This is a genomic window from Cellulomonas sp. GTC20042, from assembly GCF_055389595.1.
In genome coordinates this window covers 3,680,171-3,695,786 of sequence record NZ_AP043678.1, presented here as the reverse complement: position 1 = coordinate 3,695,786, position 15,616 = coordinate 3,680,171, and the positions used below count along the sequence as shown (strand labels likewise).

General features: G+C 74.2%; 16 protein-coding genes and 3 tRNA genes. 11 read left to right on the top strand and 8 right to left on the bottom strand.

All coding sequences use genetic code 11. The features are described 5' to 3' along the window. The first annotated feature begins 41 nt into the window (after window positions 1–41). The 3 genes from ACZ5HG_RS17115 (at window position 42) to trpS (ending at window position 1,854) form a co-directional block, all read left to right on the top strand. Window positions 42–332 (top strand): DUF4287 domain-containing protein, encoded by a 291-nt coding sequence (locus tag ACZ5HG_RS17115; protein ID WP_464178540.1) that lies wholly within the window; start codon window positions 42–44, stop codon window positions 330–332. 95 nt (window positions 333–427) lie between these two features. Next, entirely contained in the window at window positions 428–595 is a 168-nt protein-coding gene (locus tag ACZ5HG_RS17110; protein WP_464178538.1) for a hypothetical protein, read from the top strand. Window positions 596–774: 179 nt separating this feature from the next. Then, window positions 775–1,854, top strand: a complete 1,080-nt coding sequence (trpS, locus tag ACZ5HG_RS17105; RefSeq protein WP_464178536.1) for a tryptophan--tRNA ligase — start codon at window positions 775–777, stop codon at window positions 1,852–1,854. 57 nt (window positions 1,855–1,911) lie between these two features. On the opposite strand, the gene ACZ5HG_RS17100 is transcribed toward trpS, so the two are convergent. From ACZ5HG_RS17100 to ACZ5HG_RS17090, 3 genes are all read right to left on the bottom strand, one after another. After that, window positions 1,912–3,198 (bottom strand): sodium:proton exchanger, encoded by a 1,287-nt coding sequence (locus ACZ5HG_RS17100; protein ID WP_464178534.1) that lies wholly within the window; start codon window positions 3,196–3,198, stop codon window positions 1,912–1,914. 363 nt (window positions 3,199–3,561) lie between these two features. After that, a complete protein-coding gene (locus ACZ5HG_RS17095; protein ID WP_464178532.1) occupies window positions 3,562–4,095 on the bottom strand; it encodes a hypothetical protein in 534 nt (177 codons plus the stop codon). A 150-nt stretch (window positions 4,096–4,245) separates the two neighbouring features. Beyond that, a complete protein-coding gene (locus tag ACZ5HG_RS17090) occupies window positions 4,246–6,672 on the bottom strand; it encodes a transglycosylase domain-containing protein (protein WP_464178530.1) in 2,427 nt (808 codons plus the stop codon). Window positions 6,673–6,917: 245 nt separating this feature from the next. Here ACZ5HG_RS17090 and ACZ5HG_RS17085 point away from each other — a divergent pair, with 245 nt between their 5' ends. Next, complete coding sequence (locus tag ACZ5HG_RS17085; protein WP_464178528.1) at window positions 6,918–7,670, top strand: hypothetical protein; 753 nt, start codon at window positions 6,918–6,920, stop codon at window positions 7,668–7,670. Further along, a complete protein-coding gene (locus ACZ5HG_RS17080; protein WP_464178526.1) occupies window positions 7,612–8,052 on the top strand; it encodes a DUF2087 domain-containing protein in 441 nt (146 codons plus the stop codon). The genes ACZ5HG_RS17085 and ACZ5HG_RS17080 overlap by 59 nt, the downstream gene beginning before the upstream one ends. A gap of 52 nt (window positions 8,053–8,104) precedes the next feature. Here the strand turns inward: ACZ5HG_RS17080 and ACZ5HG_RS17075 are convergent, their stop codons facing one another. Together ACZ5HG_RS17075 and ACZ5HG_RS17070 are read right to left on the bottom strand one after the other, a co-directional pair. After that, window positions 8,105–10,558, bottom strand: coding sequence for an LLM class flavin-dependent oxidoreductase (locus tag ACZ5HG_RS17075; RefSeq protein WP_464178524.1), 2,454 nt, complete (start codon window positions 10,556–10,558; stop codon window positions 8,105–8,107). A 65-nt stretch (window positions 10,559–10,623) separates the two neighbouring features. Then, window positions 10,624–11,520 (bottom strand): LLM class flavin-dependent oxidoreductase, encoded by an 897-nt coding sequence (locus tag ACZ5HG_RS17070; RefSeq protein WP_464178522.1) that lies wholly within the window; start codon window positions 11,518–11,520, stop codon window positions 10,624–10,626. A gap of 91 nt (window positions 11,521–11,611) precedes the next feature. Between ACZ5HG_RS17070 and ACZ5HG_RS17065 the strand changes: the two genes are divergently transcribed. From ACZ5HG_RS17065 to ACZ5HG_RS17055, 3 genes are all read left to right on the top strand, one after another. After that, on the top strand, window positions 11,612–12,169 hold the full coding sequence (locus ACZ5HG_RS17065) for a MarR family winged helix-turn-helix transcriptional regulator (protein ID WP_464178520.1): 558 nt from the start codon (window positions 11,612–11,614) through the stop codon (window positions 12,167–12,169). A 266-nt stretch (window positions 12,170–12,435) separates the two neighbouring features. Beyond that, window positions 12,436–12,777, top strand: a complete 342-nt coding sequence (locus ACZ5HG_RS17060; protein ID WP_464178518.1) for an STAS domain-containing protein — start codon at window positions 12,436–12,438, stop codon at window positions 12,775–12,777. A gap of 165 nt (window positions 12,778–12,942) precedes the next feature. Then, window positions 12,943–13,401 (top strand): ATP-binding protein, encoded by a 459-nt coding sequence (locus ACZ5HG_RS17055; RefSeq protein ID WP_464178516.1) that lies wholly within the window; start codon window positions 12,943–12,945, stop codon window positions 13,399–13,401. Window positions 13,402–13,480: 79 nt separating this feature from the next. Here ACZ5HG_RS17055 and ACZ5HG_RS17050 read toward each other — a convergent pair. The 3 genes from ACZ5HG_RS17050 to ACZ5HG_RS17040 all read right to left on the bottom strand — a co-directional run bounded on the left by ACZ5HG_RS17050 (window position 13,481) and on the right by ACZ5HG_RS17040 (window position 13,779). Then, a tRNA-Phe gene (locus tag ACZ5HG_RS17050) sits at window positions 13,481–13,553 on the bottom strand. Between the two features lie 41 nt (window positions 13,554–13,594). Next, window positions 13,595–13,668 (bottom strand) — tRNA-Asp (locus tag ACZ5HG_RS17045). A gap of 38 nt (window positions 13,669–13,706) precedes the next feature. Beyond that, window positions 13,707–13,779 (bottom strand) — tRNA-Glu (locus ACZ5HG_RS17040). A gap of 98 nt (window positions 13,780–13,877) precedes the next feature. On the opposite strand from ACZ5HG_RS17040, the gene ACZ5HG_RS17035 reads away from it, so the two are divergent. Genes ACZ5HG_RS17035 through ACZ5HG_RS17025 form a run of 3 tightly spaced genes read left to right on the top strand, consistent with a single transcriptional unit; the run spans window position 13,878 to window position 15,561 of the window. Then, the gene (locus tag ACZ5HG_RS17035) at window positions 13,878–14,222 is read left to right on the top strand and encodes a metallopeptidase family protein (RefSeq protein WP_464182202.1); all 345 of its coding nucleotides are present in this window, start codon (window positions 13,878–13,880) and stop codon (window positions 14,220–14,222) included. Between the two features lie 49 nt (window positions 14,223–14,271). Then, window positions 14,272–14,619, top strand: coding sequence for an ArsR/SmtB family transcription factor (locus tag ACZ5HG_RS17030; protein ID WP_464178514.1), 348 nt, complete (start codon window positions 14,272–14,274; stop codon window positions 14,617–14,619). Between the two features lie 9 nt (window positions 14,620–14,628). Continuing rightward, window positions 14,629–15,561: an LLM class flavin-dependent oxidoreductase gene (locus ACZ5HG_RS17025; RefSeq protein ID WP_464178512.1), complete on the top strand. Its 933-nt coding sequence runs from the start codon at window positions 14,629–14,631 to the stop codon at window positions 15,559–15,561. The last annotated feature ends 55 nt before the right edge of the window (window positions 15,562–15,616 follow it).

Below are 15,616 nucleotides of genomic sequence, written 5' to 3'. Positions count from 1 at the left end.
CGATCGCCGGTGCCGGTCCCCGGTCCCGCCAGGAGTCGCCCATGTCCTTCCAGGCCTACCTCGACGCCGTCGAGGACAAGACCGGGCTCACGCCCCGCCAGATCGTCGAGCAGGCGCACGCCCGGGGCTTCGGCCCGGACACCCAGGCCACGCCGATCCTCGCCTGGCTGGCGGAGGACTTCGGGCTCGGCCGGGGCCACGGCATGGCGATGGTGCACGTCATCACGAAGGGCCCGCAGATCAGCGCGAAGCACGTCGGCAGCACCGGCACGCACCGCGACGAGTCCGACACCCTCTGGCTCGACGGGAAGGCCACCCGGCCCTCGGCCTGAACGGGCGCCCGGGCGCCGCTGCACGGATGTGCGGGATCCCGACGCGCCGGGGCCGCGACGTGGTCGTGTCAGAGGTCGTGCGTACCGTCGGCGGCATGGAGATCACCCGGCACACGTGCCTCTGGTTCGACGACGCGGACGGCGACGAGCTGCTCTGCGCCTGCGGGTCGCGCGCGGTCGCGGAGATCGACGCCGAGACGGGGGAGACCGTGCTGGTCGTCCTCGCCGACGCGCCGGTCCGCGTGCTCGCCGCCATCGCCTGACGGTCCGCCCCACCGGCGCCGACCGCGGGTGTAGGTTGCCCGCATGACCTGCACCCCGCTCCGCGCGTGGTGGCTGCTGCCCTCGGCAGCGTAGGTCGCGACACCCGTCCGCCGTGCTGCTCACGCAGCGCGGTCGGTCCGAGGCTCCGTGGGTGGCACCCGCCCCGCAGGAGACCTCCATGAGCACCACCGTCCCCTCCTCCCTCGACATCGCCGCCGCGCGCACCCGTGAGCGTGCCGAGGAGGTCGAGCGCCGCCTGGCCACCGATCCCGCCGGCGTGCGGATCCTCACCGGCGAGCGCCCCACCGGCCCGCTGCACCTGGGCCACTACTTCGGCACCGTCGCCAACCGGGTGCGCCTGCAACGGCTCGGCGCCGAGGTGCTGCTGGTGCTGGCCGACTACCAGGTGATCACCGACCGCGACGTCGCCGGGGACATCCGCGGCGCCGTGCACGAGATCGTCCTGGACTACCTCGCCGCCGGCATCGACCCCGAGGCCACCACGGTCTTCGTGCACTCGGCGGTCCCCGCGCTCAACCAGCTCATGCTGCCGTTCCTCAGCCTGGTCACCGTGGCCGAGCTCGACCGCAACCCCACGGTGAAGTCCGAGCTCGCCGCCTCCGGTGGGCGGGCGCTGTCCGGGCTGCTGCTCACCTACCCGGTGCACCAGGCCGCCGACATCCTGTTCTGCCGCGCGTCCCTGGTGCCGGTCGGCAAGGACCAGCTGCCGCACATCGAGATGACCCGCACGATCGCCCGCCGGTTCAACCAGCGCTACGCCGCCGCCGAGCCGCTGTTCCCGGAGCCGGACGCGCTGCTGTCCGAGGCGCCCACCGTGCTCGGCACCGACGGCGCCAAGATGAGCAAGAGCGCCGGCAACGCCATCGCCCTGCGTGCCACCGCCGACGAGACCGCCCGCCTGCTGCGCGGCGCCCGCACCGACTCCGAGCGGCTGATCACCTACGAGCCCGAGCGGCGCCCCGAGGTCGCCAACCTGCTGCTGCTCGCGAGCCTGTGCCTGGACGAGCCGCCGGAGCAGATCGCGGACCGGATCGGCGACGCCGGCTCCGGGCGCCTCAAGCAGGTGGTCACCGAGGCGCTGGTCGACCATCTCGCTCCGCTGCGCGCCCGTCGCGCCGAGCTCGCCCGGGACTGCGGCGTGGTGCACGACGTGCTGCGCGCCGGGAACGAGCGGGCGAACCGGATCGCGGAGGAGACCCTCGACGCGGTGCGGCGGGCGATGGGGACCTGGGTCTGAGACGACGTCGGCCCGGGGACCGCGCGGGTCCCCGGGCCGACGTCGATCGGTGACCGGTCAGCGCGCGGCGAGCGCCGGCTCGCGCGCGCCGTCGGCGTCCGGTGCGTCCGCGTCGTCGTCACGCACCCCGCGGAACGGTGCCAGGATCGTCGGCCAGAGCTGGCGACGGTGCAGCACCAGCACCACCAGGGCGATCCCCAGGTAGATGCCGGACAGCACGAACCGCGCGGTGGTGCTCACCAGCGGCAGCTGGATCGCGAACAGGCCGAGCAGCGTCCAGGCCGACCAGCGGTGGAACCGCAGCGAGATCAGGATCGCGACGCCCATCAGGGTCTGCGTCGCGGTGAGCAGCATCTCCTCGACCTGCCGGGTGTCGAGCGCCAGGCTCGCCGATCCGCCTCCGGCCAGGTACGCGATCGGCAGGGAGCCGACCAGCAGGGTCCACTGGTTGATCTTCGAGGAGATCAGCGTCGCGATGGCCGCCGTGCCCTTGCCGCGCGCCGCGAACAGGATCGCCACGATGAACTCGGGTGCCTCCGAGGCCAGCGGGGCCAGCCACTGCACCAGCAGGAACTGGTCGATCCCGAGCGCGGTGCCCGAGTCGACCAGCGACTCCGCGAACGGCTCCGCGCTCGCCAGGATCACCCCGGCGGCCACCACGAACGCCAGGATCACGGTCGTCCGGCGCGCACGCCGGGGCAGGGCGCCGATCGCGGCAGCGGTACCGATCAGGTCCGGCTCCTCCGCCTCGCCGCGGGTCAGCCGCCAGGTGTAGAACGCGAACCAGGCGATCAGCGCCAGGCCGAACACCAGGTGGATGTGCCCGGTCGCCGGGATCACGAACGCCGCGATGCCGGCCACCAGCAGGAAGCCGAGCTCCAGGCGGTTGCCCGGCTCCAGCGCCAGGGCGGTGACCGGCTTGCCGGTGGTCCGCTTCGCGACGGCCAGCGCCACCAGCACCACCAGCGGCCAGCCGAGCCCGAGCAGCAACCGGTTGGACCCGGTCATGTTCGCCGCCGCGTACTGCACGTAGGCGGGGTCGTGGCCGGCCGTGTACGCGTAGTACAGGTCGACCGCGTACTCCGGCAGGACCGCCACCAGCGCGAGCACGGCGATGGCCAGACCGCCGGACACGTCCACCTGCGCGGCCTCGGCCGCCCAGGCGAGCAGGAAGCTCGCGGCCACCACGGCGACGCCGTACACGGCGAGCTGGAGCAGGGGGGCGGTGTGGGCGCCGGACAGCCGCAGCACCAGCGCCGGCAGGACGAGGACCAGGGTGATCAGCCCGGAGCGGGCGAGGATCGTCCTCCCCGGCGGGCGCACGGGGGAGAGCAGGTCGGACATGAGGCACCTCTCGGACAGGTGCCGGCCGAGGGCGCGAGGGGTCGCGACGTCCGGCCAGCACGCACGTTGCTGGCCGGAGGTCTCGTCCACCCGCCTGCGCGGGCGCGGTGGCCGGGCGCTCGGCGCCAGTGTGTCGACCATCGCTGCTGGCCACGGGCCAGCCGGACTACTCCCCTCCGATGACGACCACCGTAGGGAATGTCACGGGGTGCGATCAAGGAATAGCGGTGTGAGAACGGTCTCGGAACTTTGTCCGACGCATTCTCCGAATTCTTCCGGCCGAGCGTCCGCGTCGCCGGGTCCGGGTGGGCGAACTCCGCCGCGCGGGTACCCGGGGTCGATCCGTGGGGTCGGTCCGGGCGGTCAGTTCACCGGGACGGTGCGCCGCTCCGGCGTGAAGGCGTACAGCGCGCCGTCCGCGGCGGTCACCCACCAGCGCCCGCACATCATCGTCGCGTCCTGCTCGACCTCGACCGGCCACCAGTCCGCGCGCAGCGTCGACACCGTGCGGAAGTCCGTGGGGTCCGCCTCCGGGTCCTCGGGGTGCGGCGCGCGCGGGTTCTCCGCGGTCACCGCCGTGCAGGTCGCCGGCAGGTCGGTCAGGTCCGCGCGCATCGTGAGGATCTGCTCGTCCCCGCCCGGCCGCGCCAGCGCCCGGACACCCTCCGCGTCGTCCGGCACCCAGTCCGGCAGCCCGTGCGCCCGCTTGCCCGCCGCCCCGGAGTCGAACGCCGCCGTGCGGTCGTTGCCACCGCCGGTCCGGTCGCCGAGCGCCCCGGCGATCCCCGAGCACGCCGTGAGCGACAGCGTCACCGCGGCCGCTAGCGCCAGCACGCCCAGCATCCGGCGCTCCGGGGTGCCCTGCGGGGTGGTGGTCAGTGGCAGGTCGTGGTCCATGTCCTCGACGCTACGGAGCGCGGTCGGGCCGGCACATCGGCCCGCGGGCAGATCCCGGGGCCGGCGCGGGTCCGCCTGCGGGATGACCCCGACCCCGCCGCCGGGTGGGGCCCGGTGGCGCGGTCGGTGGCAAGGGCGGCGATCAGACAGTCACGGCCCGTCCCTGCCCCGGTCGCCCTGCGGACCCGTGACCGGTGGACCGGCGGGCGGTGCGGGTGCGGCCGCGGCCGGATCGGTCGGCGGGCCCGACGACGGGGCGATCGTCACCAGCGAGCCCTGGGTGGCCACCCCGGTCGGCGTCTGCGTCGCCACCGACCCGGCCGGCACCGCCGAGGGCACCGGCGGGCCGATCCGCACCGTGAACCCGGCCCCGTCCAGCGCCGCGGTCGCCGCCGCCACGTCCAGGCCGACCACCGAGGGCACCGGCACCTGCTTGCCGAACACCTCGTCGTTGCCCGGTGGGGCGAACGCCGGCACCGCCACGCCCTCCAGCGTGCGCGTCATGAAGCCCTTCCAGATCGGCACCGCCACCGACGAGCCGAAGACGTTGCGGATGAACCGCCCGTTGATCACCACGTCCTGCATCGGGATCATCCGGTCCGCGTAGCCCACCCACACCGCCGTCGAGCGCAGCGGCGTGTACCCGACGAACCAGGTGTGCTCGTTGTGCGTCGTCGTGCCGGTCTTGCCCGCCGCGGCGAACGGCGGGGCGGCGGTGTCCGCGGTCCCCTGCCACACCTGGCTCAGCGCGAAGGTCACCGCGTTCGCGACCCGCGGCTCCACCCCGGCGGTGCAGGACGTCACCGGCACCGGCAGCGGGTTGCCGTCGGTGTCCGTCACCGCCGAGATCGCGACCGGGGTGCAGGTGGTGCCGCCGTTCGCGAACGCCGCGAAGGCCGACGCCATCGACAGCGGCGAGATCGAGTTCGTGCCCAGCACGTTCGCGGGCAACGGGTCCGGCGCGCCCTCACCGGCGACCCCGCCGGCCTTGTGGATCCCCAGGCGCGCGGCCGTGTCCATGATCCCGCACAGGTCCAGCTGCGAGGCCATCGCGATGTACCCCGAGTTCACCGACCCGCGCGTGGCGTCCAGCACGCTCAGCATCCCGCCGGAGCGCGGCCCCTCCGCGTTCGCGAACTTGTACTCCGTGCTGCGCGGCGTCAGCGTCGTGCACGGCGCCCGGAACTCCCCGAAGGTGTACGAGAACCGCGTCGCGTTCACCACCTCGTTGAGGTTGTGGCCCTCCTGCAACCACTCCGCCAGCGTGAACGGCTTGAACGTCGACCCCGGCGGGAACCCGCTCGCCCCGCCGTAGGCGAAGTCCGCGCTGTAGTTCACCGCCGTCTCACGCTCGCCGTGCTGCTCGGTGTTGTTGTACCCGCGGTTCTGCGCCATCGACGTGATCCGGCCCGTGCCCGGCTCCACCGTCACCAGCGCGGTCGCCACCCCCGTCGGGTCGTCCACCGGGATGCCGGCCTTCACCTCCGCGTCCGCGATCGCCTGCTCCCGCGGGTCCAGGGTCGTCGTGATCGTCAGCCCGCCCCGGTACAGCCGGTCCACCCGCGCCTCGGTCGTCTCGCCGAACGCCGGGTCCGAGCGGATCACCTTCGTCACGTAGTCGCAGAAGTACCCCGACCCGGGCACCGCCGACCCCGCCGCCATGCACCCGATCACCGGCTCGTGCGGCACCAGCGTCGCGGCCAGCGGCGTCGCCAGCCCGGCCGCCAGCTCCTCCGCCGTCAGGTAGCCCTGTTCGTGCATCAGCCGCAGCACCCGGTCCCGCCGCTCCTGGGCGATCTCCGGGTTGCGCAGCGGGTCGTACCGCGTCGGGCTCTGCGTGATCCCCGCGATCGTCGCCGCCTGCACCGCATTCAGGTTCACCGCCGACGTGCTGAAGTACCGCTGCGCCGCCGCCTCCACGCCGTACGTGTTCACCCCGAACTGCGCGATGTTCAGGTACGCCTCGAGGATCTGGTCCTTCGTCAGCGTCTTCTCCAGCGAGATCGCCAGCTTGGCCTCCCGCAGCTTGCGCAGGTACCCGTCCGCCCCGTCCGCCTCCCGCGCCGCCTCCGCGCCCGCCAGGTCACCCGCCCGCACGGCCGTCTCGATCAGCACGTTCTTCACGTACTGCTGCGTCAGCGTCGACGCCCCCTCCGTCCGTCCCGGGTTCGTCAGGTTCCGCACCGCCGCACGGATCATCCCGGTCGGATCGATCCCGCCGTGCTGGTAGAACCGCCGGTCCTCCGTCGCCACCACCGCGTCCTGCATGGGGCGCGACACCTGCTCCAGCGAGACGACCACCCGGTTCTCCGCCCAGAACGTCGCCAGCACCGTCGTGCCGTCCGCCGCCAGCATCACCGAGCGCTCCGACAGCGGCGCCGTCACCAGCTCCGTCGGCAGGTCGTCGAACGCCTCGACCGCCATGTCCGTCGTCCCGTTCGCCACCGCCACCGTCGGCAGCACCAGCGCCGCCGACAGCAGGCCGCCCAGGCCGGAGACCAGCACGAACGCGACCATGAGGGCCACGGTCTGCACGATCGTCAAGCGTCGCCGGCTCTGGCGTGCGGGTCTCGCCATGCCGACACGCTAGGGCAGGTGAGCGCCGCGCGCGTGGGATCGGGGGCGGTGGACCCGGCGGATCCGGGCTGGTGGACCCGGTGGATCGGGGACCGCGGGCCTGGCGTATCGGGGACGGCGGTCCTGGCGTATCGGGACGGCGGGCCCGGTGGATCGGGGGCGTGCAGCCGCGGACCGGGGAACCGGACATCTCGGACGCTCGTTGATCCAGGTGCACCGATCTCCACCGACGAGAGGTGAGGACCATGGGATTCCTGGACCGACTGCTGGGACGCGAGGACGACCCTCGCCGGCACGACGCGCGACGCGGACCGGCCCCGGTGAACGACCCGTACCCCGCGCCCGCCACGCCCGGCCCCGGTGCCGCGCGCAGCGACGACGAGATCGCGATCGACCGCTACCGCTACCTGCTCCGCACCGCCCCGCCGCAGGCCGTCGAGCAGGCCCACGCCGAGGCGTTCGCCCGGCTCACCCCCGAGCAGCGCCGCCAGGTGCTCACCGACGTCGGCGCCCAGATGCCGCCCGCCGAGCGCGCCACCTCCGACGACCCCCGGGCGCTCGCCCGCATGGCCACCCGCGCGGAGATGCGGGAGCCCGGCACGCTCGAGCGGACGTTCGCCGGGCGGGGGAGCGGGGTCGGGGCCGGTGCTGGGATCGGGCTCGGCGGGGTGATCGCGGGCAGCCTGCTCGCGAGCGTCGCCGGGGCGTTCATCGGCACGGCCGTCGCCGGTGCGCTGCTCGACGCCGGGGACGGCGGCGGGGCCGACACCGCGGGTGGTGCCGGTGCCGAGGGCGATGCGAGCGGCGCCGGTGACGCGAGCGGCGCGGACGGGTCCGCGGACGCGGGCGCGTCGACCGCCGACAGCGGGACGTCGGCCGACGCGGGGTGGGGCGACACCTCGGCGGACTCCGGCGGCGACTGGGGCGGCGACGTATTCGGTGGCTTCGGCGGGGACTCTGGGGGAGGCTTCGGGGGTGACTTCGGCGGCGACTTCTGACCCTGGCGGCCCGGCTGCGGCGAGGCTGTCGGGTGGCCCTACCCCTGCGGCGCCGCCCGGTGGCTCGGACCCTGGCGGACGCCCCGACGGTTCGACCCCGGTCAAGCCGCCCGGTGACCCGCGACGGTTCCTGGTGCGCGGGCGCCTGGAGTCGCTGCCGCGACGGCGGGCGGACCGTGACCAGGTGCTCCGATGGGTCGCCCAGCAGGTGCTCCCGCTCGAGGAGCCGGTTCCCGAGCGCGCGCTGACCGGACGTCTCGCCGATCTCGCCCGCGACCCCGTCGGCCTCCGGCGCGAGCTGGTGGACGCGGGCCTGGTCACCCGCACCCGAGACGGCGCCGAGTACTGGCGCACCCGCGTGACGGAGTTCGACCCGGTCTGACAGGGTCGCCTGTCGCCCCCCCGGGTGCCCCGAACAGCCCCGATCACGCCGGTCAGCCCGCGTCACCGGTCCCCGGCGTGAGCCGGACGCGCTCACCCCGCTCCGACACCGAGTGGTTGTGCCGGAACACGTCCTCCGGGTCGTAGCGCCGCTTGAGGTCCCGCAGCCGCGCGAGCCCGCGCACCCCGAACACCTCGGGCAGCCGTTCCGGTCGAGGATCGGTCTCGAAGCTGCTGTAGATGCCGGTGAAGTGCTCGGCCATCGCGTCCCAGATCGCATCGAGGCGGCGACGGCTGGACCCGAAGGTGACGACGCTGAACTGCGCGGACCGGTGGGGGTACGCGGTCGCGTCCTCCGGGACGTCGCCGACGGCGCCCCCGGCCGCACGGATCTGGAAGAAGTAGGTCTCGCCGCTGCGGATCAGCCGGGCGAACTCCTCGGCGAGCGCGGGGGTGATGTGCTCCACCATCGCGGAGCGTGTGACGGGCTCGCCCTCCCCGGAGTGCGCGGCGTCGGGCAGGGTGACCACCGCCGGGTACGGGACGACCTGCACGGCCTGCTGGAGCAGCGGCCCCAGGGAGGCGAACGGCTGGAGCCGGTCGATGATCGTGTCCGGGTCGTCCGAGTCGACCATCGCCATCATCTGCGCGACCACCTGACCACCCCGCGGGCGGCCGAGGATGAGGAACGGTGTCAGGTCGCGGGGCGCTGCCTCGGTGAGCGCGCCGAACCGGTGGAGGAACTCGGCGGTGTCGGTGGCGTCGAAGACGAGCTGGGCGAAGCCGACGTCGCCCACCTCGTCGGCCTCGAGCTCGAAGGAGGTGACGATCCCGAGGTTGCCGCCGGCCCCGCGCACACCCCAGAACAGGTCGGCGTTCTCCTGCTCGTCGGCACGCACCACGGAGCCGTCGGCGAGCACGACCTCGACGGCGCGGACGTGGTCGAGCGTCAGGCCGTGCTCCCGGACCAGGAACCCGATGCCGCCGGCCGTCGCGAGACCGCCGACGCCGACGCCGCCGTAGTCGCCGGAGGTGATCGCCCAGCCGTAGGGATGCAGGGCCTGCGCGACCTCGCCCCACCGGGCACCGGCCTGCACACGCACCCGGCGCCGGGCGGTGTCGACCACCTCGATCGCGTTCATCCGGCCGAGGTCGATCACGATGCCGCCGTCGTTGGTGGACCGGCCGCTGATGCCGTGGCCGCCGGACCGGATCGCGAGCGGCACGTCCTGGGTCCGCGCCCAGGCGAGGGCGTGCACGACCTCGGAGGTGCTCCCGGGTCGGAGCACGAGGCCCGGCCGGCCGCCGCGCATGTAGGTCGAGCGGACGTGCGCGTACGCGGGGTCGCCGGGTTCGACGGCGTCGTCGCGCAGCACGGCCGGGATGGCGTCGTAGTCGATGCGGGGGCGTCGTGCCGCTCGGACCGCCGCGCTGCGCACCGTGCCGACCACGGTGCCCCGGGTGGTGCGCTCGGCCGCGACGGCGGCGCGGAGAGGAGCGGCGATCTCGGCGGCGAACCACGCGGCGTCGTCGCCGTCCACGTCGGTGAGGACGATCGTGCCGGCACCGCCGTCGACGACCGCACGGGTCAGCAGGTCGACCGCTCGCGATCCCGCGGCGCGGACGAGGGCGGGGTCGACGCTCAGGAGCATCCGCACCTCGCGCGGGTCGCGCTCGGCCGCCGACGCGGCGGCGTCCAGCGCCTGACGGTGCTCCCGGAGCGCGATGAGCACCGTGTCGTCCAGGGTGGGTCCCGGAGCGCCGAGCACCCTGCTCTCGTCTCCGGGGACGGCGAGCACCCCGCCTCCGTTCACGGGGACGCCGGGCGATCCGCCGTCGACCCTGGGGACCGCAGCCGCTCCGCCGTCGAGCCCGTGGACCGCAGCCGCTCCGCCGTCGACCACGGGGACCGCAGCCGCTCCGCCGTCGACCCCGGGGACGCCGACCGCTCCGCCCCCACTGCGGGCGACGGTGAGCCACCAGCCGTCGGCGACCCGCGCGGCGAGGTCGCGTTCGGCATCGCCCGACCCGGAGAGCCAGAGCGGGACCGGGTGCGCCGGTGCGGGCCCGCGCTCGGCACCCGGGACCCGGTGGTGCGCGCCCGCGAACCGCAGCGGTGTCGGGTCGGCGGCGTCCCACATGCCGCGCACGACGGCGACGGCCTCCTCGGTCGCGGCGACGTCGTCCGGCTCCTGCCCGGCGCCGGCGGTCGACGCGGCGAGGCCGAGCGCCAGCCGTCCACCGGTGAGGTGGTCCAGGCCCGCGGCGGCACGGGCGAGCACCGTCGGCGGGTGCCCGGCGAGGTCGAGGCCGGCCGTGGCCACCTGCGCGGTGCTGGTGCGCGCCGCGACGTAGCTGAGCAGCGTCCACGCATCGAGCGAGTCCGGTCCGGCGGCGGTGCCGTCGTCGGGGACGACGAGCAGGTCGTACCCCAGCGTCTCGGCTGCCTCGGCATCCTCCGGCGTGCGGACGTGCAGCCCGATGTGCAGCGGGTGGCCGTGGTCCACGGGGTCTCCTTCGTGTGTGCGTCGGTGCGTCGAGGCTGGTGGCGTCGCTGATCGCTGGTCGTTGGTCAGCCGCGTTCGGTCGCGACGAGGTCGCGCAGCGCGGGGCCGACCTCCTGGCCGAAGGTGGCGAGCGTCGTGGGGTCGTCGCTGCCGAGGATGAACCCGCTGATCCCGTGCTGGAGCGCGAGGACGGCCAGCTGCTCGGCCCACTGCTCGGGAGGCCCGACCAGCAGTCGCTCGGACCGCTGGGCCCCGAGCTGGCCGTTGACGTTGAGCAGGCGCCGGACGGCGCGCGGGTCACGACCCGCCTCCTCGGCGGCCTCGTCGATGATCGCGTTGCCGCGGTCGAGGTCGTCCAGGCTGGACAGGTAGCCGAGGGACGGCAGCCAGCCGTCGGCGGTCCGGCCGGTCAGCCTCAGCATCCGCGGCTTGTACGCGCCGAGCCAGATACCGATCGGGTGCGCCGGTGCCGGTCCGCGCTTGGCGCCGTGCACCTGGTAGTGCTCCCCGTCGACCTCGAAGAACGAGCGGTCCTCGGTGGCCCAGACGCCGCGGATCACCTCGATCGCCTCGGTGAGGGCGTCGACGCCCTGGCCGGCGGTGAGCCGTCGACCACCCATGGCCTCGATCGCGTCCCAGAACGCACCCGAGCCCAGGCCGAGCTCGACGCGTCCTCCGCTGAGGCGGTCCAGGCTCGCGGCGGCGCGGGCCAGGACGGCGGGCGGTCGCAGGGGGAGGTTCGTGACGTTGGCGGCGAGGCGGACGCGCTCGGTGCGGGCGGCGACCCAGGCCAGCAGCGTCCAGGTGTCGAGGAACGACGGCTGGTAGGGGTGGTCCTGGAACGTGACGAGGTCCAGCCCCGACTCCTCCGAGAGCTGCGCCAGCGCCACGACGCGGTCCGGCGCGGCCGCGCTCGGCGTGATGAACGACCCCAGCAGCAGGTCGTGACCGTAGTCCGTCACCTCGTGCCCTCCCTCGTGATCCGTTGCTGCACCGATCGTATGTCGTGCAGATGATTGTGACAACCGCGCATCTCGACGTAGGATTCCCGTGATGGCTGCGACGACGGACGACCTGGAGCACGAGCCCGACGCCGACCTGGGATGGTCGCTCGGGGTGCTGCTGCGTGCCTACCAGGCGGCGCTCGGCACGGCGCTGGGTGATCTGCCGCACGGCTACCGGGGCTACCAGGTGCTGCGCGAGGTCGTGCGGGGCGACCAGCCCAGCCAGCTCGCCCTCGCGGGTCACCTGGGGATCGACCGCACGGTGATGACCTACCTGGTCGACGACCTGGTCGAGGCCGGGCTGGTCGAGCGGCGGCTGAACGAGACCGATCGACGGCAGCGCCGGGTGGTCGCGACCGAGCGCGGTCAGGACCGGCTGACCGACCTGGAGCGCCGGGTGGGTGCGGCGGAGGACGAGGTCCTCGCACCACTCGCGGGCGTCGAGCGCGAGCTGTTCGGCGTGCTCGCACGGCGCGCGGCGTGCGGCTCGCGGGAGATCGGTGCGGAGCGGGACGCGTGCGAGGTCGTGGACGAGGCGGTCGCGCGGGTCGACGCGTCGGAGGTGCGCTCGGCAGGACGGCGGCGCCGCGCCACGCCGTCGGCCTGACGTCCCTCGGCCCGGGCCTGCCCGCGCGGCCCTGCTGGCGCGATCTGTCGTCTCACGCGTTCTCGGCTCGACCCTCCGGTCTGGACGGACTGTCGCACCGTGCCGTGGGCCGACGGGGCTGTCATGCGCCGCTGACCCTCGCCCGACCGCACGCCAGGGCCCTGCCACCTCCGCTCCGACCGCCGCCGGGCGCCCGGTGTGCCTAGGCTGGGCGCACGACGCCGCCGGTCCCGGCGCGCGCGCCGGCCCCGGAAGGAAGTCGCACGGTGGAGATCGCAGTCCAGCGCATCGCGGGGCCGGTGGTGGTCGTCAGGCCGCGTGGCAGGTTCACGATGGGCGCGGCCCCGGCGTTCACGGCGCAGGTCGCCGAGCTGGTCGCCGCCGGGCGGACCCGGATCGTGGTGGACCTGGAGGAGACGACGTTCCTCGACTCGTCCGGCCTGGGCGCCCTGGTCGGTGCGCTGCGCGCGACGCGTGAGGCCGAGGGCAACCTGACGATCGCCCGGCCGACGGCGCAGGTGCTGGACGTGCTGACGCTGACGACCATGGTGCGGGTGCTCCCGCCGCACGACAGCGTGGCCGAGGCGTTCACCGCCGTCACGACCTGATCGCTGGGCAGCGGTGCTCACCCGGCCCGGCGGCGCCGACCGGGTGAGCGTGCGAGCAACGGCCGCTCGTCCCGGGCGCGAGCGCCGAGTCGCCGTTATCGTGAGGGCCGTCCTGGGCGCCAGACGCCCGCCACGTCGGGTCAGCAACGGGGTCAGGAGAGGTCCATGGCAGCCGGCACGGTCACCGAGCACATCGCTCTGGTCGCCGATGCCCGCTCGGTGCGGACCGCCCGGCACTGGGCTCTCCAGCTCGCGCGCGTGCACGGCGTGGACGAGCAGGCGTGCTCGACCGTCGAGCTGCTGACCAGCGAGCTCGCGACCAACGCGGTGCGGCACACGGTCGACAGCGAGGCGATGACCGTCTCGGTGCACGTGACGCCGGACCGGTTCGTGGTGGCGGTGCGCGACGACGACCCGATGCCGCCGACGCTCCGGCACCCACCGGCCGGCGCCCCGGGTGGTCGTGGTGTGGAGCTGGTGGACCGGCTGGCGTCCGAGTGGGGTGTCGAGGACGACGGACCGGACGGCAAGCGGGTGTGGTTCGCGGTGCCGCGTGCGGCCGATCGGGTGACGGACGGGGCGGATCCAGGCCCCAGCAGGGACGCGATCGTCAGTCGGTCCTGAGGGCGGCGCGCCCGCCGGTCCGCATGTCCCCGGCAACGAAGAAGCCCCGCATCGCTTCTGCGACACGGGGCTTCGTGAGTGGCTCCGACCGGCGTCGATCCGGTGACCTTTCGATTTTCAGTCGAACGCTCTACCAACTGAGCTACAGAGCCTCGGACGACGACGCCGGCCCTTGCGGACCGGCGTAATCGAGCGACCCCGACGGGACTTGAACCCGCGACCTCCGCCGTGACAGGGCGGCGCGCTAACCAACTGCGCTACGGGGCCTCGTTGTGTTGAGACCATTATTCCACATGCACTGCTCGTACCCCCAACGGGATTCGAACCCGTGCTACCGCCGTGAAAGGGCGGGGTCCTGGGCCGCTAGACGATGGGGGCTCATTCGCCCCTGACGTCGAGGCGTCTTCAGACCGGTGACGATCATACGGGTAGGAACGCCGATCGCCAAAGTCGGCCAGGATGGGCCCGTGGTGGACATGTCGCGCAGCGAGTTCGAGGACGCCGTGCGAGACGGTCTGGACCTGGTCCCGGCCGACCTCGCGGCGCAGATGGACAACGTGGTGGTGCTGGTCGAGGACGAGCCCCCGCCGGACGATCCCGACCTGCTCGGCCTGTACGAGGGGGTGCCGCTGACCGAGCGCGACGGGTTCTGGGCGGCGGGGTCGCTGCCGGACCGGATCACGATCTTCCGGCTGCCGACGCTGGCGATCTGCGCGGACCGGGCGGAGGTCGTCGAGGAGGTCGCGATCACGGTGGTGCACGAGATCGCCCACCACTTCGGCATCGACGACGCGCGCCTGCACGAGCTCGGCTGGTCCTGATCGACGGGGCACGATGGGACCACTCGCGCACGCCCGAACCGGAGCCCCGATGACCGACGCCCCCGCCCTCCACGACCACGCCGGCGCCCCCGCGCACGCCCACCAGGACGTCGTGCGCGTGCTGCACGCGCTGGCGGACCCCACCCGGCTGACCCTGGTGCACCTGCTCGCTGACGCGCCGCGGCGCGTGGTCGACCTGACCGGGGTGCTGGGCCTGGCGCAGTCCACGGTGTCCGCCCACCTGGCGACGCTGCGGGCGGCCGGGCTGGTGGTGGCCTCGCCGGAGGGTCGGGCGACCCGGTACGCGCTGGCCGACCAGGAGCTGGACGAGCTGCTGGGGGCCGCGGAGCGGGTGGTCGAGCGCACCCGCGCGCACCGTGACGGACCGGAGGCCTAGCCTGGCCGGGTGATCCCCGACGCGACGCCCGCCCCTGCTTCGACCACCGGCCGCCGTCCGACCCGGCTGGGCGTGGTGATCCTGCCTCAGCAGCGCTGGGCGCAGGCGCAGCACACGTGGCGCCGCGCTGAGGAGTACGGCTTCGACCACGCGTGGACCTACGACCACCTGGCGTGGCGGTCGCTGGCGGACGAGCCGTGGTTCGCGACGGTGCCGCTGCTGGCGGCGGCCGCGGCGGTGACCTCCACGATCGGCCTCGGCACGTGGGTGGCGTCGCCGAACTTCCGGCACCCGGTGCCCTTCGCCAAGGACGTCATGGGCCTGGACGACATCTCCGGCGGGCGGTTCGTGCTCGGGATCGGGGCCGGCGGCGAGGGCTTCGACGCGGGGGTGCTGGGCGCGGCACCGACGCGCGGGGAGCGCACGCGCCGGTTCGAGGAGTTCGTCGAGGTGCTGGACCGGTTGCTCACCCAGCCGGTGACGGAGCACGAGGGCGCGTTCTACCAGGCGCACGGCGCGCGGATGATCCCGGGGACGATCGCGCGGCCCCGCACGCCCTTCGTGGTGGCGGCCAACGGTCCGCGGACGATGGCCCTGGCGGCGCGGTACGGGCAGGGCTGGGTGACCTACGGCCCGACGTTCGAGCCGGGCGAGGGCGACTCGCCGCTGGCGGCGCAGGAGGCGTGGTGGCAGGGGCTCGCGGCGATGGTGGAGCGGCTGCGCGAGGTCAGCGAGCCGTTCGGGCGGGTGCCGGACATGTACCTGAACCTCGACGGGGCGCCGCTGTACTCGCTGGGATCGGCGGACCTGCTGGTCGAGGGCGTGGAGCGCGCGGCTGCCCTGGGCTTCTCCGACGTGGTCGTGCACTGGCCCCGTGAGCAGGGGATCTACGCGGGCACGGAGGCGGTCATGGAGGAGGCGCTGTCCCGGCTCCCGAGGTGAGCATCCGCAGCACGAGGTCGGTGGTTCGCGCGTGAGAATCAGGCGCAGAACCACC

Excerpts from the sequence above, each read along its gene's own strand:
- ACZ5HG_RS17115 (WP_464178540.1), top strand. The coding sequence starts at position 42 with ATGTCCTTCCAGGCCTACCTCGACGCCGTCGAGGACAAGACCGGGCTC.
- ACZ5HG_RS17110 (WP_464178538.1), top strand. The coding sequence starts at position 428 with ATGGAGATCACCCGGCACACGTGCCTCTGGTTCGACGACGCGGACGGC.
- trpS (WP_464178536.1), top strand. The coding sequence starts at position 775 with ATGAGCACCACCGTCCCCTCCTCCCTCGACATCGCCGCCGCGCGCACC.
- ACZ5HG_RS17100 (WP_464178534.1), bottom strand. The coding sequence starts at position 3,198 with ATGTCCGACCTGCTCTCCCCCGTGCGCCCGCCGGGGAGGACGATCCTC.
- ACZ5HG_RS17095 (WP_464178532.1), bottom strand. The coding sequence starts at position 4,095 with ATGGACCACGACCTGCCACTGACCACCACCCCGCAGGGCACCCCGGAG.
- ACZ5HG_RS17090 (WP_464178530.1), bottom strand. The coding sequence starts at position 6,672 with ATGGCGAGACCCGCACGCCAGAGCCGGCGACGCTTGACGATCGTGCAG.
- ACZ5HG_RS17085 (WP_464178528.1), top strand. The coding sequence starts at position 6,918 with ATGGGATTCCTGGACCGACTGCTGGGACGCGAGGACGACCCTCGCCGG.
- ACZ5HG_RS17065 (WP_464178520.1), top strand. The coding sequence starts at position 11,612 with ATGGCTGCGACGACGGACGACCTGGAGCACGAGCCCGACGCCGACCTG.
- ACZ5HG_RS17055 (WP_464178516.1), top strand. The coding sequence starts at position 12,943 with ATGGCAGCCGGCACGGTCACCGAGCACATCGCTCTGGTCGCCGATGCC.
- ACZ5HG_RS17035 (WP_464182202.1), top strand. The coding sequence starts at position 13,878 with ATGTCGCGCAGCGAGTTCGAGGACGCCGTGCGAGACGGTCTGGACCTG.
- ACZ5HG_RS17030 (WP_464178514.1), top strand. The coding sequence starts at position 14,272 with ATGACCGACGCCCCCGCCCTCCACGACCACGCCGGCGCCCCCGCGCAC.